Below are 20,972 nucleotides of genomic sequence, written 5' to 3'. Positions count from 1 at the left end.
TCAGCCCGTCGGCTGCACCCTCACCCGCAGGAGCCTGTCGTCGCCCTCGCGCGGGTCGCCGCGCCCGTCGGTGTTGTTCGTCAGCACGAACAGCACGGCGCTGCCGTCCTCTCCCGGTGGGTTGGCCGGGTCGGGGAGGACCGCCCGCAGGCGCCCACGATCCGTCAGCAGGGCCTGCGGCTCGCCGAACGCGTCGGCCCCCGTCCCGCCGTCGGGCGTGACGAACGGCACGCGCAGCAGCGCCTGGCCGCGCAGCCCGGCGAGGTACGCACCCTCGCGCGTCACCGCGAGGCCGCTGGGCGACGCGTCGTCCGTCGCCCACGTGGTCACGGGGTCGACGAACCCGGCGTCCGCGCCGCCGGCGCCCTCGACGTCGGGCCACCCGTAGTTCCCCCCGGGGACGATCACGTTGAGCTCGTCGAAGGTGTTCTGCCCGAACTCGCTCGCGAGCATGCGGCCCGTGGCGTCCCACGCGAGGCCCTGCACGTTGCGGTGGCCCAGGCTCCACACGGGTGACCCGGGGTCGGGGTTGTCGGGGGCGGGTGCGCCGTCGACCGTGACCCGCAGGATCTTGCCGCCGAGCGACGCCGGGTCCTGGGACGTGCCCTCCCGCTGCGCGTCGCCCGTCGCCACGTACAGGTACCCGTCCGGTCCGAACGCGATCCGTCCGCCGTCGTGGTTGCTCGCGGCGGGGATCCCCTCGACGACCGGGGTCAGGGCGGACAGCTCGCGCCCCGCGAGCGTGCCGCGCAGCACCTCGTTCCCGTCCGGCGCCGTGCGGTAGACGAACACCGCGCCGGGCGCGTCGCCCTCCGGCGGGCCGACGGCGAGCCCGAGCAGGCCCGCCTCCCCGTCCGCGACCGTGCCCTCGCGCAGGTCGTCGCGCCCGGCCCGCCCACCGGCTCGACCGCGCCCGTCGCCGGGTCGACGACGACGAGGGTGCGCTCGTCCCGCTGGGACACGAGCAGCGTGCCGTCCGGCAGCGGCGCGAGCCCCCACGGCGCGTCGAGTCCGGTGACGACGTCCTCGGCCGTCACCTCGGCCTCGGGCACGACGGCGAGCGCCGGCGCGGGCTCGACCGTGGGCGTGCCGGGATCGTCCGACTCCTGCGCGGGCGGCGACGGGGTGGTGCCGGTCGCGTCGGCGTGGGCCCGCCCGCGCCGTCGCCCGTGCACCCGGCGAGGAGCACGACGAGCACGACGAGCACGGCGCCGGCCACGACGCGGCGCGCACGCGTCGTCGTGCCGTGGGGAGCCGCCATGCCCCCCATGGTCACCGCCGCGCGACGGTCCCGCACCCGCGGCTCGGTCACGTCGGAGCACGCCCGAGGAGTCAGAGCCGCGTCAGGCCCCGCTTGAGGCCGCGGACCGCCTGCGCGATGCGCTGCTCGTTCTCGATGAGCGCGAACCGCACGAACTCGTCGCCGCCCGGGCCGAACCCGACGCCCGGGGACACGGCGACGTCGCACTCCTCGACGAGGTGGGTGGCGAACTCGATCGAGCCCATGTCGCGGTACGGCTCGGGGATGCGGGCCCAGGCGAACATCGTGCCGCCGGGCCGGTGGATGTCCCACCCGATCCGCTGCAGCCCGTCGACGAGCGCGTCGCGCCGGGACTCGTACACGGACGAGATCTCCTGCGGGTGCTCCGTGGCCTCGTTGAGCGTGACCGTCGCGGCGATCTGGATGGGCTGGAAGGTGCCGTAGTCGAGGTAGCTCTTGAGCTTGGCGAGCGCGCCGACGACGTCGCGCCGGCCCACGAGGAACGCGACGCGCCAGCCCGCCATGGAGAACGACTTCGTCATCGAGTACAGCTCGACCGCGACCTCGCGGGCGCCGTCGCACTCCATGATCGACGGCGGGCGGAACCCGTCGAACGTCATGTCGGCGTAGGCGAGGTCGTGCACGAGCACGACGTCCTTGTCGCGGGCCCAGTCGACGAGGCGCTGGAGCTCCTCCTTGGTCGCGACCGTCGTCGTGGGGTTGTGCGGGAACGACAGCACGACGACGCGCGGCTTGGGCCAGCCCAGCTCCCACGCCTCGATGAGCCGCTCGATGTACCCCGCGGCGTCGGTCCCGTCGCCGATGGGTACCTGCCGCGCGTCCGCGCCCGCGAAGTACGGCCCCCAGATGTGGATCGGGTAGCTCGGCGTGGGGACGAGCGCGACGTCGCCCGGCTGGAGGAGCACCCACATGAGGTGGCTGAACCCCTCCTTCGCGCCGATGGTCGAGATGATCTCGGTCTCCGGGTCGAGGCTCACCCGGAACCGGCGCTGGTACAGCCCCGCGACGGCCTCGCGCAGCTTGGGGATGCCGCGCGACGCGGAGTAGCGGTGGTTGCGCGCGTTCTGCGCCGCCTCGGCGAGCTTGTCGACCGCGACCTGCGGGCTCGGGAGGTCGGGGTTGCCGAAGCCGAGGTCCACGACGTCGCGCCCCGCTCGCCGTGCCTCGATCTTGAGCCCGTCGATGATCGTGAAGACGTAGGGCGGCAGACCGGGGATCCGGCGGAACTCCATCGCAGTGCTCCAGCTCTCTCGGGCGCGTCCGGGCGCGGGGTGCGCGCGGCTCGCGCGTCCCGGCAGGGTACGCCCGTGCCCGACGCCGCGGGCGGACGTCTCGCCCGGTGTGCCGGGCGGGCGCGTCAGCCGCCGTGACCGAGGTTGTGCGCCATCTGCCGCAGCGTCGCGAGGGTCGCCTCGAACTGCTCGGGCGGGATCCCCTCGGCGACGCGCTCCCGGGCGCGGGACACCCCCTCGAGCAGGTCGTGGTAGGCGTGGTTGCCCGCGACCGTGACGCCGAGCCGCCCGTCCGTGCGCGTCACCCAGCCGCGCCGCTCGAGGTCGTCGACCTCGGCGCTGACCGCCGTGGCGTGCGCGCCGGGGACACCGCCGGCGGACGCGCCGGTGAACGGCGACAGGACGCCGTCGACGGCCGTCTCCTCGCTCACCCCGTCCCGGATCATCGTGAGCACCTGCCAGTGCCGCCGAGTCAGGCCGGTGTGGTGGAAGACGTCGTCGAGGCTCTCGTCGATGAGCCGGTCGACGAGCTTGAGCCAGTACCCGATCGGTCGCTCCTGCGTCATGCCGTCCTCCCCGTCGTCGTGACGTCGTCGTCGCGTCCACCCTCGGGCACCACCCTGGCACCCCGCCGCCGACGCGCCCGGCGGGTGGCAGAGTGGGCGTATGAGCGAGAGCGAGAGCCCGACCGCGCACGTGGCACGCGCCCTGATCGTGGTCGACGTCCAGCCGACGTTCTGTGAGGGAGGCGAGCTCGGCGTCGAGGGCGGGAACGCCGTCGCGGAGCGCATCGGCGACTTCGCGCGGTCCCACCGGGACCGGTACGACGTCGTCGTCACGACGCAGGACTGGCACGTCGACCCCGGCGAGCACTGGAGCCCCTCCCCCGACTTCGTCGACACGTGGCCCCCGCACGGGATCGCGGGCACGCCGAACGCGGAGCTCCACCCGGCTCTCGCGGACCTGGCGCCGGACGTGAGCTTCAAGAAGGGCGAGTTCGAGGCGGCGTACTCCGGGTTCGAGGGCGTCGACACCCAGGGTCGCGCCCTGGCCGACGTGCTGCGCGACGCCGGGGTGCGCGAGGTCGACGTGGTCGGCATCGCCGAGTCGCACTGCGTGCGCGCGACGGCGCTCGACGCGCACGCCCTCGGGCTCACCACCCGCGTGCTCACCGACCTCACGGTCCCGGTCACCCCCGAGCTGGGCGCGCAGGCGCGCGCGGAGCTCCAGGCGGCCGGCGTCGACCTCGTGACCAGCGAGGACGCCGCCCGTCGGTGACGCACGTCACGACCCCGGCGCACGCCGGGCGGCTCGCGCTACCGTTCGGTGGCCCCCGGCTCCCGCCGGGTGGACGCACCACCGAGAGAAAGCACGACATGCCCTCCGCTGCACGCACCGCCCGCCGCCCGCTCGCCCTCCTCGGCGTCACCACCCTCGGCCTCGCCGGCTGCGGCCTGCTGCCCGCCGCCGACCCGGTGCGGGGCGACGACGGCGCCATCGTCGAGGCGGAGGCGAATGCCGACGTCTTCAGCATCACCGTCGGCGACTGCACGAACGACGGCGACGTGGACGCCACGGAGGTCTCGTCCGTCGAGGCGGTCCCGTGCGACGAGCCGCACGACAACGAGGTCTACGCGGCGTTCGACGTCGACGGGGACGAGTTCCCGGGCACCGACGAGATCCAGGTGATCGCGGACGAGCGCTGCCTCGCGGAGTTCGAGCCGTTCGTCGGCATCTCCTACGACGTGTCCCGTCTCGGCTACTGGCCCATGACCCCGACGGAGAGCAGCTGGGGCCAGGGCGACCGCGAGGTGCTGTGCCTCGTGTTCGACGTCGACCTCGAGAAGCTCACCGGCAGCGCCGAGGGCCTCGCGGAGTAGCCCGCGTCAGCGCCCCCGGGCCGCGAGCGCCGCCGCGTACAGCTCGCGCTTCGGCACGCCGCTGCCCGCGGCGACGTCCCCGACGACGTCCTTGAGCCGCTCGCCGCCGTCGACGCGCGCGAGCACCGCGGGCACGAGCTCCGCCACCGGGACGGGGCCGCGCGGCGGCGCACCCCCGACGACGACGCAGATCTCGCCGCGCAGCGGCTCGTCGGTCGCCCGGGCCGCCAGCTCTCCGAGCGTCCCGCGCAGCACCTCCTCGTAGGTCTTCGTCAGCTCGCGGGCGACGGCGGCCGGGCGGTCGGGGCCGAAGGCCTCCGCCATCGCGGCGAGCGCGTCGGCGACGCGGTGCGGGGCCTCGAAGAACACGGTCGTGCGCGGCTCGTCGGCGAGGGCCGCGAGCGCCCGCGCGCGGTCGCCGGCCTTGCGCGGCAGGAACCCCTCGAAGCAGAACCGGTCCGTCGGCAGGCCGGAGAGCGCGAGCGCGGTGAGGACGGCGCTGGGCCCGGGGGCGGCGGTCACGGGCACGCCGCGCTCCACGGCGCGCGCGACGACGCGGAACCCCGGGTCCGAGACGCTCGGCATGCCCGCGTCGGAGACGACGAGCACCGTGCCGCCGTCCTCCACGACGTCGAGCAGGTCGTCGGCGCGCTCGGCCTCGTTGTGCTCGTGGAAGCTCGTGACCCGCCCGGCGATCTCGACGTCGAGCCGCCCGGCGAGGGCGCGCAGCCGCCGCGTGTCCTCCGCCGCGACGACGTCGGCCGACGCGAGCAGCCGCCGCAGGCGTGGGCTGGCGTCCTCGACGTTGCCGATGGGCGTCCCGGCGAGCACGAGCCGACCGGACTCGGCGGGGCGGGCGTCGTCGGGCACGGCGGGGCTCGTCATGCGCCCAGCGTTCCACACCGGGCGCCGGGGCCCACCGCCTACCATGGCGGTCGTGCCCCACCCGCCCGCCGACGCCCGCTCCGGCGCGCCGACCGGCCCGCCGCCGGTGCCGGACCACGACGCCCCCGTGGGCCCGGGCGTCCCCGCCCCGGTGGACGGTCCCGCCGCACCGCCCGACGCGCCCGACCCGCCCGCCGCCTCGCACCGCGAGCGGCTGCTCCTCGCCCTCCTCGGTCCGCGCCGGCTGGCCCTGGGCGCCACGGCGCACGACCGCCTGTGGGGCTGGCTCGGCGTGGCGGTCGTCGCGGCCGTCGCGGCCGTGCTGCGCCTGTGGAACCTGGGGCGGCCCGGCACGCTGGTGTTCGACGAGACGTACTACGTCAAGCAGGCGTGGACGCTGCTGCAGGTCGGCTACGAGGCGGACTGGCCGGAGGAGCCGAACCCGGCGTTCGAGGCGGGCGACGTCGACTCGTACCTGCCGACGGCGGACTACGTGGTCCACCCGCCGCTCGGCAAGTGGATGATCGCGCTCGGCATGCGTGCGCTCGGGGGCGCGGAGAACCCGTGGTCGTGGCGGATCGCGTCGGCGGTCGTCGGGGTGGTCGCCGTCGTGCTCGTGGCGCGCATCGCGCGGCGGCTGTTCGCGTCGACGGCGATGGGGATCGTCGCGGGCGCGCTCATGGCGGTCGACGGCGCGGCGATCGTGCACGCCCGCACGGGCCTGCTCGACAACATGCTCATGCTGTGGGTGCTCGTGGCGTTCGGGTGCCTGCTGCTGGACCGCGAGCAGGCGCGGCGGCGGCTCGCCGACCGCTGCGGCGCGATCCTCGACGCCGGCGGCACGATCGGTCGCTACGGGCCGCACCTCGGCTGGCGCTGGTGGCGCCTCGCCGCCGCGGTCTCGCTCGGTCTCGCGTGCGGGGTGAAGTGGTCGGGGCTGTACTTCCTCGCCGTCCTCGCCGTGCTCTCCGTGCTGTGGGACGCGACGGCGCGCCGCACGGCCGGCATCCGTCGCTGGTGGGAGGACGCGCTGCTCGTCGACGCGGTCCCGGCCGCGCTCGTCATGCTGCCGACGGCCGCGCTCGCGTACCTGGCGACGTGGACGTCGTGGTTCGCCTCACCCGGGGCGTACCTGCGCCGGTGGGCGCTGGAGAACCCGGGCGAGGGCGTGGCGTGGCTCCCGCCCGCCCTGCGCTCGCTGGCGGAGTACCACGCGCGCATGTGGGAGTTCCACACCGGCCTCACGTCCGAGCACCCGTACGAGGCGCACCCGCTCGGGTGGATCGTGCAGTGGCGGCCCACCTCGTTCTACTGGCGCTCGTACGACCCGGGCGAGGCCGGCTGCGAGGTCGAGCGGTGCGCGCGCGCCATCACCTCGCTCGGCAACCCCGTGCTGTGGTGGGCGGCGGCGCTCGCCGTCGTCGTGACGGTCGTCCTGCTGGTGCGCCTGCGGGACTGGCGCGCGACCGCCGTGCTGAGCGGCCTCGTCGCCGGCTGGGCGCCGTGGTTCCTGTACGCCGAGCGGACCATCTTCACCTTCTACTCGATCGTCTTCACGCCGTGGGTCGTGCTGACGCTCGTGTACGTGCTGGCCGTCGGTCTCGAACGCACCGAGCACCGGCCGCGCGCCCGCGCCCGGGTGCGCACGGCCGCGGTCGCGCTCCTCACGGTGATCGGCGTGGTGAGCGCCTTCTTCTACCCGGTCTGGACGGCGTGGCAGGTGCCGTACTGGTTCTGGAACCTCCACATGTGGCTGCCGAGCTGGGTGTGACGCGCCGGGTCCGGCGCCTCACTGGTAGCTGATGAAGTCCGGCGTGGGCTGCACGGCCCACGTCTGCTCGGGCGTGAGCATCGGGACGTCCTCGTCGTAGAAGTTCTTCCAGCCCCAGAACACCCCGGCCGGCGCGTCCGTGTGCAGGTTCGCCCAGGTCCCGGCCTTCGCCTCCTGGCCGCCCTGCCCGTCGGCGTGGATGACGACGGCGAGCTCCGGGTGGGCCGTGTCGAGGCGCGCTCGGTCGACGATCATCGACGTGCGGAACTGGTGCAGCAGGAAGATCTTCTGCGGCAGGTCGCGCTCGCGCACGAGGCCCGCGAGGTAGTCCCCGACGGCGTTGACCTCGTCGATCCCGACCGACCCGATCTGCGCCAGGTGCACCTGGTCGGGTCCGAGCCGCCACTCGGGGTCGAGCGCGACGCCGACGTGCGGCTGCGCGACGAGGTCCTCGTACTGACGGACCTGCGTGAGGAAGTCCGTGCGACCGGGCTGGAAGTCGAGGACGACGTAGACGCCGGCCTCGCGCGCGGCGTCGACGAGCGGGCGGATCAGGTCCACCGGCCGCTCGTTCGAGTAGTTCCCGTCGCCGCCCGCCGAGCCGGACGCGACGGTCGTGATGATCTCGAGCGTGGGGACCACCGGCTCCCCCGTGAAGCCCTGGTACCAGGCCGCGTGCTCCTGGGCGCGCGCGATCGTCGCGGGCACGTCCTGCTCGCCGAGCACGCCGAGCACGGGGGCCTGCGGAGAGCCGTAGAGCGCGACGTAGCGCTTGCCGGGCAGGGCGATCTGGCCGCCGCCGGGCAGCTCCACGCCGGTCGCCGCGCTCTCGAGGCGCCACGCGAGGTCGTCCGCGCTCCCGAACGACGGCCCGACGCCGACGGTCGCGCTCGTCCCCGCCTCCTGCGCGTCGTGCACGGCCTGGACCGTGGCCGACGTCGCGCGCGGGTCACCGCCCGGCGCGTCGACGACCGTCGCCCCCGACGCGCGGGCCGTCGCACCAGCGAGGGCCGAGGCCGGGGTGGTGGCGACGTCCGTGAGCGCCAGCACGCCCGACGAGGTCTCCGCCTCCCCTGTCGCGGGCAGCTCGTCGAGCGCGGCCGCGACCGCGGCGTCGAGGGCGTCCTCGTTCACCGTCCCGTCGTCCGCGAGCACGTCGGCGGGCGCGACGCGGGCCGTCGGCAGGTCGCCCGCGGGCGCGGGATCCGCGCCGTCATCCGACGCGACGTGTCCTCCTCGGTACCCGGGGTGGCACCGTCCTCCCCGGTGCCCGCCGCACCGGCGGCGCCGGAGTCGTCGGAGTCGTCGGCTGCGACGACGACGACGCCGACCGCACCGAGCCGCTCGACCTCGTCCGCGACGCCCTCGCCCGCACCGCCGGTCACGAGGACGGGCGCGGGCACCGCCGCCGCGACCGCCGCCGCCGCGGTGCTGACGACGCCGTCGCCCGCGCTCGTGAGCACGACGACCGGCGCTGCCTCGAAGAACGTCCGGCTCGCGGCGAGCGTGAGGGCAGCCGGGTCGGCGTCGGGCAGCGTCGTCACGCCGTCGACCGCCGCGGCGCGGACGGCGGGCGGCGCGGGGGCCGCGGACGACGTGCCCGACGACCCCGTCGCCGTCGGCTCCGACGACCCGTTCGTGCACGCTGCGGCGCCCACGGCCAGCGCGAGCGCGGCGGCGAGGGCGAGGCCGCGCCGTCGGGCGCGCGCCCCGGGACCGGGGTGGTCCGGGATGACGGACGGGCGAGCGGTGCGGGAGGGCATCGGTCGATGCTGTCAATGACTCGGCCCGCGCGCTACCCCGGGACGCCTCCCCCACGCGTGACGGCGACCACCGCGCGGGCGCGGGTCACCAGGCCACCTGGGGCGTCAGGTGGAACGCGAGACCGTCGCGCCGCCACGCCGCCGCCTCCTGCGCGACGCGACGGCGGTAGTCGTCCCAGTCCTTGCGCCCGGGCGCGCTCCAGGCGACCTCCGCGACCGCCGAGAGGCGGGGCAGGAGCATGGTGAACAAGTCGTCCGTCGTGGTGAGCGTCTCGGTCCACACCGCTGCCTCGACGCCCTCGATCGCCGTCGCCGGCAGGCCGTCGACGAGGTCCTCCGGCTCCCAGTCGTACGCGTCGCGCAGCTCGACGAACCCGGCCCACTGCAGGCCGAGGGGAAAGCCCTCGGTGTACTTCATGTCGAGGTAGGCACGGTTGCCCGGCGACAGGACGACCCGGCGCCCGCGCGGGCCGCGTCGAGAGGTGCGTGAGGTCCTTCGCGTTCGTGTCCCAGTACTGCACCACCGCCCCGGGACCGAGCGGCGCCTTCGCGCCCTCCTGCCACACGACGGGCGTCTTGCCCTCTTCGCGCACCACCTGCGCGGCGAGCCCGACGAACCGCGCGTACTCGTCCGCCTCCATCGTCAGCACCTCGTCCCCGCCGACGTGCACGTGGTCGCCGAGCGTCGCGCGCGCGAGGTCGGCCAGGACGTCGCGCACGAAGGGCTCGGTCGCGGGCAGGTCGTACGTCAGCCGGGAGAAGCCGACCTCGATGCCCTGGTACACCTCGGTCGCGACGCCGTCGGGTCGGAGCTCGCCGTACGCGTGCGTCGCCGCGTTGACGTGACCCGGCAGGTCGATCTCGGGGACCACCCGGACGCCGCGCCGCGCCGCGTACTCCTGCAGCTCGCGGAACTCCTCGAGGGACAGGTGGCCGCCGGTGCCACCCGAGACGTCGCTGCCCGAGGAGCGGCGCACGAGCTCGGGCCGGGACGGGGTCTCGATGCGCCAGCCCTGGTCGTCGGTGAGGTGCAGGTGGAGCACGTCGAGCTTGTAGGCGGCGATGACGTCGACGACGGCGCGGAGCTGGGCCGGGCCGAAGAAGTGCCGCGCGACGTCGAGGGAGAGCCCGCGCCACGGGTAGCGGGGCGCGTCGTGCACGACGACGTGCGGCAGCCTCGCCGTCGGCTCGCCCCCGGCCACGGGCTCCACGAGCTGGCGCAGGGTGCGCGCGGCGTGCAGGAGACCGGCGCGGCCCGGCGCGGTGAGCCGCACGCCGTCGGCGTCGACGACGAGGGAGTACCGCTCGTCCCCGGCGGCGCCGTCCGGGCCGGCGGCCGGGTCGACGCGCAGGACGACGGGCACCGCGCCCGTCCCGGCGGTCGTCGCCGCGGGCTCGTCGGCGGCCGGGTGCGGCGCGACCCGGACAGGGAGCAGCTCGGCGACGAGCGACTCGACGTCACCGGCCTCGTCGCCCAGCCCCTCCGACCGCAGGTGCACGGCCTCCAGGAGGAGGTGGCCGTCGGCCACGTCGACGTGCAGGGGCTGAGGGATGAGCGCGACCATCGGGACCTCGGTGTCGTCGGGGCGGAGCAATTTGCGAGGACCCCACCCTAAAGGGGATCGTCGGGCCGGCCAAGGCGCGGGCCGCGCGCGCTCAGGACCGTGCGGCCACGTACCGCGGGGTCGGGTCGAGCGCGAGGACGCCGTCGGCGTCGAGCGCGGGGTCCGACGAGCCGGTCGTCCAGCCGCCCACCGCGCCAGCCGGCAGCGCGTCGAGGACCTCGCCCCAGGCGTCGAGCCGCGGCCCGTACCCGCCGCCCGCCACGGACTGCACGACGACGGCCACCTCGCCGGCGCCGGTGCCGAGGCCCGCGAGACCCTCGACGCGTCGGCGGCGGGCGCCTGCACCACGAGCAGCTTCTGCGGCAGGCCCTCGGCCCGCACGACGCCGGCCACCGCGTCGACGGCAGCCTGGAGCTCGGACGCCTCCACGGTCCCGGCCCGGCCGTCCGCGCGCCGCTCCGCGACGTCGAACGCCGCCCCGACACCCGGCCGCGCGAGCAGGTCCGCGTACCGGTCCACCTGCTCGTCGAACGTCGCGCGCCCCGGCTCGAACCGCAGGAGCACCTGCACCCCCGCCGCCGCCGCGGCGTCGACGAACGGGCGCAGCTCGTCCGCGGGCACCTCGGTCGAGTAGTCGCCGTCGGCCCCCGCGCGCGAGGACGCGACCGTCGCCGGGACCTCGACCACCGGGACCGTGGTCCGCGGGTCGAGCGCGTCGAAGGCGGCGGCGGCCGCCCGCGCCCGCTCGAGCTCGGCGCGGGCGTCGGCCTCGCTCACCGCGGCCAGACGCGGCGTGACCGCCTCGGCGGTCGTGACGACGTACCGTGCGTCCCCCGCGAGGGCGAGCTGCGAGCCCGTCGGCAGCAGGACGCCGGTCTCGGCGGCACGCAGCCGCCACGCGAGGTCCTCCGACGTGCCGAACCCCGCGCCGATACCGACGACCGCGAGCGCCTTCGCCGCCGCGATCGTCTCCACGACCGCCGTGTCCGAGCGCGGGTCGCCGTCGTCGACCTCGACGGGCAGCGCACCCGCCGCGCGTGCCGTCGCGACGGCCGCGACCTGGGCCTCGCCCGGCTGCGCGAGGACGAGCACCTCGGTCAGCACGTCCGCGTCGCCGCGCTCGGGGAGCGCCTCGAGCACGTCGTCGACGTCGCGCGGGTCGAGCTCGCCCCCGTCCGTCAGGGCGTCCGCGTCGAGGTGGACGGTGAGGACGCCGTCGAGCCCGTCGACCGCGGCCACCGGGGCGACCTCAGCGCCACCCTCGCCCGCACCCCCGGGCGGGAGCTCCTGCGCGCTGACCTCGACGACCGCGACCGCCCCCAGGCGCGCGAGCTCGGTGCGGACGCCGTCGTCGGAGATGCCCCCGCCCACGAGCAGGACGGGCGCCGTGAAGCGTGCCGCCGCCGCGGCGGCGGTGGCCTGGGCGGCGGGGTCCTGCGCGGAGGCGAGGACCACGACCGGCGCCGCGGCGAAGAAGGTCTGGCTCGCCGTGAGGGCGAGCTCCGCGGCGTCGCTCGACCCGAGCACGAGCACGCTGTCGGCCGGCTCGGCCGCCTGCGCGACGAGCTCCGCCCCGCGCGGTGCGCTGTCGGCCTCGGCCGTCTGCGTCGCGCAGGCGGCGACGACGGAGGCCGCCGCGGCGGCGAGGACGGCCGCCGAGACGATCGTGACGAATCGGACCTTCCGTAATTTCACGTGCCCCATCATGGCGCACGGTCCGCGTGCTCACGACCCGCGCCGGGTGAGGATCTCGTGACGGGTGCGGTGCGCTCGCGGCCTCCCGGTGGCACCGGCATACTGGCGCACGACCCCACCCATACCTCGAGGAGATCGCATGTCGACCCCCGACCAGCCCGAGCGGCCCCGCGACCCGCAGGACCCGACGCCGTCCGGGCCGCCGGCCTACGGCTCGCAGGAGCCCGGCGAGACGCCCCGGTACGGGCAGCAGAGCGAGACGCCTCAGTACGGCGAGGGCCAGACGCCCCAGTACGGGCAGGGCCAGGCACCCCAGTACGGGCAGGGCCAGGCGCCGCAGTACGGCGCGCCGCAGGCCCCGCAGTACGGCCAGGCGCCCGGCTCCTCGACCACCGGGGAGAACCCGGGCCGGACGATGGGCATCATCGGCCTCGTCCTGTCGTTCCTCGGCTGTCTGTCGGTCGTCGGCATCATCCTCAGCATCGTCGCGCTCAACCGGTCGAAGAAGGCCGGGTACGGCAACGGCGTCGCGGTGGCGGGCATCATCGTCGGCGCCGTCGTGCTCATCGCCACCATCGTCGGCTCGATCCTGTTCTTCAGCTTCGTCGGCGAGGTCGGCCAGGAGCTGGTGGACGCGTGCGAGGGCCAGCCCTCGGGCACGGTCGTCGAGATCCGCGGGGAGCCCGTCACCTGCCCCTGACGCGGCCGACGCCGAGACGCGAGAGCCCCGGACCGCCACGGTCCGGGGCTCTCGTGCGTCCGAGGGCCGAGCACGCGCGCGGCCGACTACCGGCGGCTGCGCAGCGCCAGCACGGGCGCGGAGAACAGCGCGATCCCCAGCACGAACCCGACGTCGTACCAGTTCCCGTTGTTGTCGACCTCGTACACGCTCACCGTGTCGGTGAACAGCGACACGATGAACGTGACCGGCAGGATCGCGCCCTGCCACAGCCCCCACCAGAACCCGTAGCCACCGGGGTTCTCCGCCACGTTCGGTCCGGCGGCGCACGCCCCGAGGAGCAGCAGACCCACGGCGAGCAGGGCGATCGTGCCCCCGCGCCTCGTCGATGCGGACATGTCCCTCACCTCCGCCACCAGTGAACCGCGGGCGGCCCGGGCCGTCGAGCGGGCGGGGCCCCGGCCGGCGCCCCTGCCCGGTGCCCGATGCCTCCGGACATGACGAAGGCCGCCGGTCGGTCGACCGGCGGCCTTCGTGATCTGTGGAGCTAGGGGGATTCGAACCCCCGACCTTCTCATTGCGAACGAGACGCGCTACCAACTGCGCCATAGCCCCTCGAGCGGTGTACAGACTAGCACCCCGATGGCAGGGTCTCGCAAACCGCGACGGCTCCTCGCGGCGCTACTGCCCCGCCGCCCGGCGCCGGGCCAGGATCTCGTTGAGGTCGAGGCCGAGCGTCTCCGTCCTCGGCTTCTGCACGTCGCCCTCCGCGCGCTCGGGCGCGGGCGGCGCCTCGACCGCGGTCCGCGCACCGGCCGCGGGTGCAGGGTCCTCCTGCGGCAGCGGCGCCGGCTCCCGGCGCGGCGCGCTGGGCTTCATCGTGTACGTCGGCCGCGGGACGGGAACGGGGTCCCAGGCACGGCCCGACGGGACGAGGTCCGCGCGCGCGCCGTCGGCGTCGCCGTGCTCGGCGTCCCCCGGCTCGTCGCGCGTCGCCTCGCCGCCCGTCGGCTCGGCGCCCGACCGACCGGCGCCGCTCGGCTCGGCGACGTCGGTCCGTGCGGAGCCCGGCTCCTCGGCGCCGTCCGCGGCGACGAGGCCTGCGGAGCCCTCCGGGGCGTCGTCCGCCGCGTCGTCCTGCCGGCCCGCGCCGACCGCCGCGCCCTCCGCGCCGCGCGAGACCGACGTCGCGGCCGCCGCGCGCACGGCCTCCTGCACGGAGACCCGCGGGATCATCTGCGTGGTCACCTGCGAACCGTGCACGGCACGACCGGTGACGCGGGGGCGTGCCGCCCGGGGTGCCGGGGGAGCGGCCGCCACCGGGCCGCGCGCGACGCGCGTCTCGGCGCGACGCTCGGCGAGCCACCGGGCCGCGCGCGACGCGCGTCTCGGCGCGACGCTCGGCGAGCCACGCGGCGTCGGACCGCTGCGCGGAGAGCACCGCGCGGCGGCCGAGCACGAGGACCAGGGCGAGGAGCGCCGTCGGGACGACGGCCGCCCACCAGGGCGCGAGCCCCAGCGCCACCACGACCCACGCGCCCGCACCGGCGAGGAGCAGCACCACGGTGAGCGCGAGCCGGCGGCGTGCGGCGGCGGCCCGGCGCTCGAGCATCGCGAGGCGCGAAGGCGACGCGCTGGGCGTGCTCACCGGAGGAGAGGTGCCCGCCGAGCGCGAGGCCGGCCCCCGTCGGGGCGCCGCGCTGACCGTGCCGTCCATGGCATCCTCTCCCTCCTGGTGCGCCCGGTGCTCCGACCGGGCCCGCTGTACCGCTCCGCCGGGCCCTCCTGGCCCGGGACCGAGGAGCGCGCGAGGCGCCCCCGTGGGGACCGCGGCCACCGCCGCGACCCCGCTGCCGACCACGTCCAGCCGGCCCGCCGACCCGAGGACCGGACGCGCGACCGCCGGGCCGACGACGGCCAGCACGCGCAGCGCTCCGGAGAAGCGGTCGTCCGTGCGCGCCTCCAGCAGCTGCTGCCGGTGCCCCGCCCGGTGCGGCACGTAGAAGCCGAACCACAGCAGGAACACCGCGAGCGCGACGATCCCCGAGGCCGATTCCACGTCACGACGGTAGGCGAGGCGAGGGGCGCGGCTCCGCACGCTCCCCGGCGTGTCGGGTTGTCATCCGGCCGCCCGCCGTGTTGCCTGCCACCGCGCGAGCAGCCCGCCGGGGACCTCCTCGGCGGTGATCGCGAACGAGCGGTGGTCGCGCCACTCGCCCTGGATGTGCAGGAAGCGCTCGCGCACGCCCTCGTCGCGCAGCCCCAGCTTCTCCACCACCCGGAGGCTCGGTGCGTTCTCCGGGCGGATGTTGATCTCGATGCGGTGGAGCCCCAGCACGCCGAAGCAGTAGTCCGTCGCCATCGCCACCGCCGTCGGGATGATGCCGCGGCCGGCGACGTGCTCGCTGACCCAGTACCCGATGCTGGCCCCGCAGAGCGAGCCGTACGTGATGGAGGAGACCGTGAGCTGGCCCACGAGCTCGCCGTCGAACTCCACGGCGAACGGCAGGGACGCACCGCTGCGGGCCTGCGCCGACAGCGTGCGGACGTACTCGGCGAAGGTCGGCGGACCGCCCGGTCCGCGGCGCGGCGCCGTGGCCTCCCACCGGTCGAGCCACTCGGCGTTGCGCGCCCGCAGCGCCATCCAGGCCTGGCCGTCGCGCCGGCGCAGGGGCCGCAGCACGACCGAGCCGTCGAGGGCGTCCTCGCGCAGGGTCACCGGCCAGGGCCTGGCGACGGCCCACGCCCGGCCCGTCCTCGCCGTCATCGCGGAGCCCCTCGTCCGACGTCCACCCGCGGCCCTCCTCGCCCGTGCCGAAGCACGGTCGGTCCGGCCTCGCTGACAGGGTGTACCACGGACAGGACCGGCGCCACCACCCGCGCGTCGGTGGGGTGCGCCACGGGACGGACCGGTGCGACGGACACCGGTTTCCGGGTGACAATAGGGACATGAGTGGCCCGGTCCAGCCGTACCCCCTGCACGGAAGCATCGAAGCCGAGGACGCGAAGGAGATCCTCCGCAAGGCCATCCGGACGAACCGGCAGTCCCGGTCCGACCGACTCCGCAAGGAGCGGCGGTCGCGATCGCGGACGTCGTCGAGACCATCCCCGAGGTCGGCGCCGCCGCGTGCGTCGCGACCTACGCCGCACGACCCTCCGAGCCCGGGACGCTCGACGTGCTCGAACGGCTCGCGGCGCGCGGCGCGCGCGTCCTGCTGCCCGTGCTGGGCGCCGGGCTGCAGCGCGACTGGGCGGAGTACGCGGGCCCCTCGGACCTGCAGGTCCGCGCGCCCGGACGGCCGCCCGAGCCCGGCACTCCCCCGCTCGGCCCCGAGGCGCTCGCGCACGCCGACGTCGTCATCGCGCCCGCGCTCGCCGTCGACACGCGCGGGGTGCGCCTCGGCCAGGGCGGCGGCTGGTACGACCGCGCGCTCGAGCACACGCGCCCGGGGACGAAGGTGGTGGCGGTGGTCTTCCCGGAGGAGGTCTACGACGCCGCGGACCGGCCCCTGCCGGTGCAGCCGCACGACCGGCCGGTGGACGCGGTCGCCACGCCGCTCGGGTGGCGCTGGCTGCCCTGAGCGCGCCGGCTCAGGGGACGAGCGTGAGCTCGTCCCGGCCGGCCTCGTCGACCGCGTCGCGGCTGAACGGCCACGGGAACGTCTCGCCCGCCGCCCAGGCGCGGAGCTGGTCGTCGTAGTGCGGCGACGCCGGGTGGCCCGACGCGCCGGTCACCGTCACCCACGTCGAGCGGTCGAGGTCACCGAGGTCGACCACCATGCGCATCGACGGTCCCGCGGTCACCTCGAAGGAGCCCGACGACGCGTCCCAGGACGTCGCGTTGACGATCGACGAGCTGCCGGGCATCCCGACCGGGTCGGGGTTGACGTACTCGCGCACGGGCGCCGGGACCGACTCGCCGCCGAGCACCGGGTGCTGCAGCGCGAGCACGTGCAGGTCTCCCCACGCCCAGTCGGCGGGCTCCTTGCTCTGCTCGACGGTGAGGTCGAGCCGTGCGGAGACCAGTGCCTGGGTGAGCACCTCGTCGCGCGTCTCCACGACGCTCACGGTCTGCCGGTCGTCCCAGAAGGGGTCGGTCGGGTCCTCGACGAGCCCCTGCACCACGGCGAGCCACCGGCTGCCGCCGTCGGGCCGGGCGGACGCGGGCAGGTCGTCCCAGAACGTCAGCTGGAGCAGGTTGCGCCACACGGCGGCGAAGTAGGCCGCGGCGGCGGAGTCGGTGTCGGTGCGGTAGTCCCACCCGGCGAGGAGCTCCTGGCCCTGCGCCGCGAAGTCGTCGTCGATCTCCTGGTCCAGCAGGATCGGCACGAGCGCCTCGGCGTACGGGCTGCGGTCGTCGACCTGGATCGTGTTCATCGTGTCCACGTCGATCGCGCCGCCCGCCGCGATCTCCTCCTCGAGGAGCTCGCGGATGCGCTGCGAGCGGTACCCGTAGTCCCAGTCGGTCGTGAGGAACGGCGCGACGCCCGCGGGCAGCACCGCCTGGTTCGCCGCCACGACGAAGCCCTCCGCCGGGTCGACGGCGCGCGGCATCTGCTCGCTCGGCACGTACCCGGTCCAGTCGTAGCGCTCGTCCCAGCCGGGCCGCGGCCACGTGCCGTCCGAGGGCACGGGTCCGGGCACCTGCTGGCGCACGGGGATCCTGCCCGGCGCCTGGTAGCCGATCTGGCCGTCGGTCGTCGCGAACACGATGTTCTGCGCGGGCACCTCGAACAGCGCGGCGGCGGCCTGCATGTCCGCGGCGTCCGCCGCGAGGTTGAACGCGAAGACCGCGTCGGCCGTGCGCCCGGGCTCGAGCGCCGTCCACTGCAGCGCGACGGCGTACTCCCCCAGCCGCGTCCCGTCGACGGGCGAGTCGGTGACCGCGTCCGTGCCGTCGAGCACCGTCGAGACGACCGGCCCGTGGACGGTCTCGCGCACCTCGAGCTCGACGTCCTCGCCGCCCGCGACGCGCAGGGTCTCCGTGCGGGTCTCCAGCGGCTCCCACCGGTCGCCGCGCAGGTAGGTGTCGTCCCGGACGCGCTCGATGAAGAAGTCGGTGACGTCGGCGCCCATGTTCGTCAGGCCCCACGCGAGCCGGGCGTTGTGCCCGATGATCACGCCGGGGAAGCCGGCGAAGGAGAAGCCCGCGACGTCGAACGCGCAGTCCGGGCCGACCTCGGTGCAGTGCAGCCCGACCTGGGCCCAGATGCCGGGCGCCCCAAGGCTCAGGTGGGGGTCGTTCGCGAGGATCGGGCTGCCGCTCGCGGTGTGCTCGCCCGAGACGACCCACGAGTTCGAGCCGGTGCCCTCGCCGCGGGCGACGAGCACGGGGACGGCGTCGAGGGCGCGCTCGGCCGCGTCCACGGCGGCCTGCAGGTGGTCCGAGCCGTACGTCCGCGCCCCGTCCGGCGTCAGCTCCTGCGCCACGCGCTGCGGGTTCTCGAGCTCGCCCGGGTCGAGGACGGTCGCGTGGACCTCCGCCGGGTACGGCGGGAAGAGCTCCGCGACGCGGGCCGGGTCCTGGAGCGTCCCGTAGGCGAGGGCGCGCTCGAGCTCGTCGCCGTAGTTGCCGCGCAGGTCCCAGGCCATCGCCTTGAGCCACGCCAGGGAGTCGATCGGGTCCCACGGCTCCGGCTCGGCGACCTCGACCTGGAGCCCGAGCACCGTGTACTCGAGCGCGACGTCGCCCGGGCTGCGGTTCTCGAGGTACGCGTTGACGCCCTCGGCGTACGCCTGGAGGTACGCGCGCGTCTCGGGCGAGACGAGCTCCCACTCCTGCTCGGCGACGCGGCGCCACCCGAACGTGCGCGTCACCGCGTCGGCCGCGATCGCGTCGGGGTTGTCGCCGACGAGCTCGGCGAGCCGGCCCGACGTGACGTGCCGCCGGTAGTCCATCTCGAAGAAGCGGTCCTGCGCCTGCACGTAGCCCTGGGCGCGGAACAGGTCCTCCGACGTGTCCGCGTAGACCTGCGGCACGCCGCGCTCGTCGCGCACGACGGTCGCCTCGGCGCCGAGTCCCGGGAGGGACACCTCGCCGCCGGCCTCCGGCAGCGGACGGCGCACCGTCACGACCGTGAGCGCCGCGCCCGCGACGAGGACCACGGCGAGCAGCGCCGCGACGACGACGAGCACCCGGCGTCCGCCCGCCCCGGGACGCGCGGCGGCGCCACAGGCGTCGGGTCCTCGGCCGTCGTGCCGGCAGGGTTCTCGGCGGACTCGTGGGCAGACACGGGTGCGAGACTACCCCGGCACGGACGCCGGGCCGCCCGCGTATGATTAGCACTCGGAAGTTTCGAGTGCCAGCGACTGTTGACCTGACGCCGGCCGTCTGCGGCCGCCCACCGTCACGTGAACGAGGAGACCCCGTGCCCACCTACGCGTACACCTGCACCGCCTGCGGTCACGCCTTCGACATCCACCAGGCCTTCACCGACGACGCCCTCACGGTCTGCCCCGAGTGCTCCGGCCGGCTGCGCAAGGTCTTCTCCTCCGTCGGGGTGACGTTCAAGGGATCCGGCTTCTACCGCACGGACTCCCGCGCGGGCTCGACGTCCGGGTCCGGGTCGTCGGGCGGCTCCGGCAGCTCCTCCTCGGGCTCGTCCGGCTCCGGCTCGTCCGGCTCCGGCTCCTCCTCCGCCTCGTCGAGCTCGTCGAGCTCGTCCACGGGCGCCAAGGCCGCGTCGTCCTGACCTGACCTGACCTGGGCGGCGCGAGCGCCCGCGGTCCTCGTCGGCCGACCACAGCACGACCGCGGAGGCCGACCCCGGCCGGCCGCGCCGCGACCGTCCACAGGGCGGCGGCGCACGGGCGGGCGCGGCGGCTACGGTCGCCGGCCATGACCTCCTCCGCCCGCCGGGGCAGCGCGCCGCCCGACGACGCGCTGGTCGCGCGCCCGCTCCGCCCGCCGCCGCGCGGGCGCGCTGTGGTGGCGGCTGCGCTTCGTCGTCGCGGCCGTGTGCTGCGGTCTCGCCGCGTCGCCGGCCGTCTCCGCGGCACGCCCCGCTCCCCCGGCGACCGTGCCCGTCGTCGTGGCCGCGCGCCCGGTGCCCGTCGGCACGGCGCTCGTCGCCGCCGACGTCGAGGTGCGCCGCGTGGCGGCCGAGGTCGCGCCCGACGCGCTGCGCACCGTCGACGACGCGGTCGGCCGCAGCGCCTCCGTCCCCCTCTCCCCCGGCACCGCGCTCCAGCCGTCGCTGCTCGCAGCGGGCGAGCTGGCGTCCGCCGCGCCCGACGGGACGGTCGTCGCGGCCGTGCGGCTCGACCCCGGGGTGGCGGCGCTGCTGGCCGCCGGCGACCGGGTCGACCTGCTCGTCGCGTCCGGGTCGGCGGAGCCCTCGCCCGGCGCGTCGAGGGGGCGGCCCCGACGGGACGGCCGGACCCCTACCTCGCGCGCGACGCGGTCGTCGTGCCGGGACGCGCCCCGGCGCCGTCGGGCGGGCTGCTGGGGTCCACCACGGCCCCCGACCAGGCCGCCACGCTCGTCGCCGTCCGCCCGGAGGAGGCGGAACGCCTCGCCGCCGTCGCCGGCTGGGGCACGGTGACCGCCGTGCTCGTGCCGTAGCCCGAGCACGGCACGCCGGTCCGTCTCTCGTTGCCGGCGCACGCGGTCGTTGGAAGGATCACGGTGCTCCGTCGTGGCGCCTTCGCCCGCGACGCATCGACATGAAGGGGAAGTGATGAAGGGCGTGCTCACCGGGTTCAAGGACTTCGTGCTCCGCGGCAACGCGATCGACCTGGCGGTCGGCGTCGTCATCGGCGCCGCGTTCACCGCGATCGTCACGGCGCTCGTCGAGGACCTGCTCAACCCGCTCATCGGGGCGGTGTTCGGCAAGCCCGACCTCACCGGGCTCTGGGACATCACGCTGCGGGAGGGCGACCCCGCCCGCGAGCTCGAGGCGTCCGTGATCTCGGTCGGCGGCGTGCTCAACGCGGTCCTGCAGTTCCTGCTCGTCGCGATCGCGCTGTACTTCCTCCTGGTGCTGCCGATGAACAAGCTCGCCGAACGGCGCAAGAAGGACGAGGTCCCCGAGCCCGAGGCACCGGCGGAGGATGTGCGCGTGCTCCAGGAGATCCGGGACCTCCTCGCGGCCCAGGCGCCCGCCGGCGGATCCGGTGGCGGGCCGGGCCCGGACGGCCGGCCGCGGCACGAGGCCTGAGCGGATCGAGCGCCGGTCGGCGCTCCGCCTCAGCGCTTCGTTCAGCGCTTCGATCAGCGCT

At 75.8% G+C, this 20,972-nt stretch carries 20 protein-coding genes, 1 tRNA gene and 1 pseudogene; 8 read left to right on the top strand and 14 right to left on the bottom strand.

Features of this window, described 5'->3' with window-relative positions; genetic code table 11:
• The 4 genes from BJF88_RS04370 to BJF88_RS04360 form a co-directional block, all read right to left on the bottom strand.
• Positions 1-999, bottom strand: coding sequence for a sorbosone dehydrogenase family protein (locus tag BJF88_RS04370; RefSeq protein WP_255371745.1), 999 nt, complete (start codon positions 997-999; stop codon positions 1-3).
• A 34-nt stretch (positions 1,000-1,033) separates the two neighbouring features.
• Positions 1,034-1,261 carry a hypothetical protein gene (locus BJF88_RS21210; protein ID WP_255371744.1) on the bottom strand — a complete coding sequence of 76 codons (228 nt, stop codon included), beginning with the start codon at positions 1,259-1,261 and terminating at the stop codon, positions 1,034-1,036.
• A gap of 71 nt (positions 1,262-1,332) precedes the next feature.
• Positions 1,333-2,514: an aminotransferase class I/II-fold pyridoxal phosphate-dependent enzyme gene (locus BJF88_RS04365; RefSeq protein WP_075827907.1), complete on the bottom strand. Its 1,182-nt coding sequence runs from the start codon at positions 2,512-2,514 to the stop codon at positions 1,333-1,335.
• 125 nt (positions 2,515-2,639) lie between these two features.
• Entirely contained in the window at positions 2,640-3,080 is a 441-nt protein-coding gene (locus tag BJF88_RS04360; RefSeq protein WP_075827906.1) for a MarR family winged helix-turn-helix transcriptional regulator, read from the bottom strand.
• A gap of 100 nt (positions 3,081-3,180) precedes the next feature.
• Between BJF88_RS04360 and BJF88_RS04355 the strand changes: the two genes are divergently transcribed.
• Together BJF88_RS04355 and BJF88_RS04350 are read left to right on the top strand one after the other, a co-directional pair.
• Positions 3,181-3,792 carry an isochorismatase family protein gene (locus tag BJF88_RS04355; protein ID WP_075827905.1) on the top strand — a complete coding sequence of 204 codons (612 nt, stop codon included), beginning with the start codon at positions 3,181-3,183 and terminating at the stop codon, positions 3,790-3,792.
• A gap of 98 nt (positions 3,793-3,890) precedes the next feature.
• Positions 3,891-4,394 carry a septum formation family protein gene (locus tag BJF88_RS04350; RefSeq protein ID WP_075827931.1) on the top strand — a complete coding sequence of 168 codons (504 nt, stop codon included), beginning with the start codon at positions 3,891-3,893 and terminating at the stop codon, positions 4,392-4,394.
• A 6-nt stretch (positions 4,395-4,400) separates the two neighbouring features.
• Here BJF88_RS04350 and rsmI read toward each other — a convergent pair whose 3' ends face one another.
• On the bottom strand, positions 4,401-5,279 hold the full coding sequence (gene rsmI, locus BJF88_RS04345) for a 16S rRNA (cytidine(1402)-2'-O)-methyltransferase (RefSeq protein ID WP_075827904.1): 879 nt from the start codon (positions 5,277-5,279) through the stop codon (positions 4,401-4,403).
• A gap of 43 nt (positions 5,280-5,322) precedes the next feature.
• Here rsmI and BJF88_RS04340 point away from each other — a divergent pair, with 43 nt between their 5' ends.
• Positions 5,323-7,050: a phospholipid carrier-dependent glycosyltransferase gene (locus BJF88_RS04340; RefSeq protein WP_083648857.1), complete on the top strand. Its 1,728-nt coding sequence runs from the start codon at positions 5,323-5,325 to the stop codon at positions 7,048-7,050.
• Between the two features lie 18 nt (positions 7,051-7,068).
• Here the strand turns inward: BJF88_RS04340 and BJF88_RS21205 are convergent, their stop codons facing one another.
• From BJF88_RS21205 to BJF88_RS18050, 4 genes and pseudogenes are all read right to left on the bottom strand, one after another.
• Positions 7,069-8,184, bottom strand: a complete 1,116-nt coding sequence (locus tag BJF88_RS21205; RefSeq protein ID WP_255371742.1) for a hypothetical protein — start codon at positions 8,182-8,184, stop codon at positions 7,069-7,071.
• On the bottom strand, positions 8,181-8,813 hold the full coding sequence (locus BJF88_RS21200) for a hypothetical protein (protein WP_255371741.1): 633 nt from the start codon (positions 8,811-8,813) through the stop codon (positions 8,181-8,183). The genes BJF88_RS21205 and BJF88_RS21200 overlap by 4 nt, the downstream gene beginning before the upstream one ends.
• Before the next feature lie 85 nt (positions 8,814-8,898).
• A complete protein-coding gene (locus BJF88_RS21195; RefSeq protein WP_255371750.1) occupies positions 8,899-9,231 on the bottom strand; it encodes a family 20 glycosylhydrolase in 333 nt (110 codons plus the stop codon).
• A 136-nt stretch (positions 9,232-9,367) separates the two neighbouring features.
• A pseudogene (locus tag BJF88_RS18050) lies at positions 9,368-10,378 on the bottom strand (family 20 glycosylhydrolase); the annotation flags it as partial.
• Positions 10,379-12,212: 1,834 nt separating this feature from the next.
• Here BJF88_RS18050 and BJF88_RS04325 point away from each other — a divergent pair.
• Positions 12,213-12,773 (top strand): DUF4190 domain-containing protein, encoded by a 561-nt coding sequence (locus BJF88_RS04325; RefSeq protein ID WP_075827902.1) that lies wholly within the window; start codon positions 12,213-12,215, stop codon positions 12,771-12,773.
• A gap of 86 nt (positions 12,774-12,859) precedes the next feature.
• On the opposite strand, the gene BJF88_RS04320 is transcribed toward BJF88_RS04325, so the two are convergent.
• From BJF88_RS04320 to BJF88_RS04305, 4 genes are all read right to left on the bottom strand, one after another.
• Entirely contained in the window at positions 12,860-13,150 is a 291-nt protein-coding gene (locus BJF88_RS04320) for a hypothetical protein (protein WP_075827929.1), read from the bottom strand.
• Positions 13,151-13,294: 144 nt separating this feature from the next.
• Positions 13,295-13,367, bottom strand: a tRNA-Ala gene (locus tag BJF88_RS04315).
• Positions 13,368-13,433: 66 nt separating this feature from the next.
• Complete coding sequence (locus BJF88_RS04310; RefSeq protein ID WP_075827901.1) at positions 13,434-14,015, bottom strand: hypothetical protein; 582 nt, start codon at positions 14,013-14,015, stop codon at positions 13,434-13,436.
• An 856-nt stretch (positions 14,016-14,871) separates the two neighbouring features.
• A complete protein-coding gene (locus BJF88_RS04305) occupies positions 14,872-15,519 on the bottom strand; it encodes a GNAT family N-acetyltransferase (RefSeq protein WP_075827900.1) in 648 nt (215 codons plus the stop codon).
• Positions 15,520-15,835: 316 nt separating this feature from the next.
• Here BJF88_RS04305 and BJF88_RS04300 point away from each other — a divergent pair, with 316 nt between their 5' ends.
• The gene (locus BJF88_RS04300; RefSeq protein ID WP_369824481.1) at positions 15,836-16,333 is read left to right on the top strand and encodes a 5-formyltetrahydrofolate cyclo-ligase; all 498 of its coding nucleotides are present in this window, start codon (positions 15,836-15,838) and stop codon (positions 16,331-16,333) included.
• 10 nt (positions 16,334-16,343) lie between these two features.
• Here BJF88_RS04300 and BJF88_RS04295 read toward each other — a convergent pair whose 3' ends face one another.
• Positions 16,344-18,887: a penicillin acylase family protein gene (locus BJF88_RS04295; protein ID WP_075827899.1), complete on the bottom strand. Its 2,544-nt coding sequence runs from the start codon at positions 18,885-18,887 to the stop codon at positions 16,344-16,346.
• A 233-nt stretch (positions 18,888-19,120) separates the two neighbouring features.
• Here BJF88_RS04295 and BJF88_RS04290 point away from each other — a divergent pair, with 233 nt between their 5' ends.
• From BJF88_RS04290 to mscL, 3 genes are all read left to right on the top strand, one after another.
• Positions 19,121-19,444: an FmdB family zinc ribbon protein gene (locus BJF88_RS04290; RefSeq protein ID WP_075827898.1), complete on the top strand. Its 324-nt coding sequence runs from the start codon at positions 19,121-19,123 to the stop codon at positions 19,442-19,444.
• A 264-nt stretch (positions 19,445-19,708) separates the two neighbouring features.
• Positions 19,709-20,296: an SAF domain-containing protein gene (locus BJF88_RS04280; RefSeq protein ID WP_158068878.1), complete on the top strand. Its 588-nt coding sequence runs from the start codon at positions 19,709-19,711 to the stop codon at positions 20,294-20,296.
• 135 nt (positions 20,297-20,431) lie between these two features.
• A complete protein-coding gene (mscL, locus tag BJF88_RS04275) occupies positions 20,432-20,911 on the top strand; it encodes a large conductance mechanosensitive channel protein MscL (RefSeq protein WP_255371740.1) in 480 nt (159 codons plus the stop codon).
• Positions 20,912-20,972 lie beyond the last annotated feature (61 nt).

Source organism: Cellulosimicrobium sp. CUA-896 (assembly GCF_001942335.1).
Classification (GTDB): domain Bacteria; phylum Actinomycetota; class Actinomycetes; order Actinomycetales; family Cellulomonadaceae; genus Cellulosimicrobium.
The sequence above is the reverse complement of the archived record's forward strand: the minus strand, read 5'-3'. Positions and strand labels throughout refer to the sequence as shown.

Coding starts and splice junctions, on each gene's coding strand:
- BJF88_RS21210 (WP_255371744.1), bottom strand. CDS start 1,261: ATGGCGGCTCCCCACGGCACGACGACGCGTGCGCGCCGCGTCGTGGCC.
- BJF88_RS04365 (WP_075827907.1), bottom strand. CDS start 2,514: ATGGAGTTCCGCCGGATCCCCGGTCTGCCGCCCTACGTCTTCACGATC.
- BJF88_RS04360 (WP_075827906.1), bottom strand. CDS start 3,080: ATGACGCAGGAGCGACCGATCGGGTACTGGCTCAAGCTCGTCGACCGG.
- BJF88_RS04355 (WP_075827905.1), top strand. CDS start 3,181: ATGAGCGAGAGCGAGAGCCCGACCGCGCACGTGGCACGCGCCCTGATC.
- BJF88_RS04350 (WP_075827931.1), top strand. CDS start 3,891: ATGCCCTCCGCTGCACGCACCGCCCGCCGCCCGCTCGCCCTCCTCGGC.
- rsmI (WP_075827904.1), bottom strand. CDS start 5,279: ATGACGAGCCCCGCCGTGCCCGACGACGCCCGCCCCGCCGAGTCCGGT.
- BJF88_RS04340 (WP_083648857.1), top strand. CDS start 5,323: ATGGCGGTCGTGCCCCACCCGCCCGCCGACGCCCGCTCCGGCGCGCCG.
- BJF88_RS21200 (WP_255371741.1), bottom strand. CDS start 8,813: ATGCCCTCCCGCACCGCTCGCCCGTCCGTCATCCCGGACCACCCCGGT.
- BJF88_RS21195 (WP_255371750.1), bottom strand. CDS start 9,231: ATGAAGTACACCGAGGGCTTTCCCCTCGGCCTGCAGTGGGCCGGGTTC.
- BJF88_RS04325 (WP_075827902.1), top strand. CDS start 12,213: ATGTCGACCCCCGACCAGCCCGAGCGGCCCCGCGACCCGCAGGACCCG.
- BJF88_RS04320 (WP_075827929.1), bottom strand. CDS start 13,150: ATGTCCGCATCGACGAGGCGCGGGGGCACGATCGCCCTGCTCGCCGTG.
- BJF88_RS04305 (WP_075827900.1), bottom strand. CDS start 15,519: ATGACGGCGAGGACGGGCCGGGCGTGGGCCGTCGCCAGGCCCTGGCCG.
- mscL (WP_255371740.1), top strand. CDS start 20,432: ATGAAGGGCGTGCTCACCGGGTTCAAGGACTTCGTGCTCCGCGGCAAC.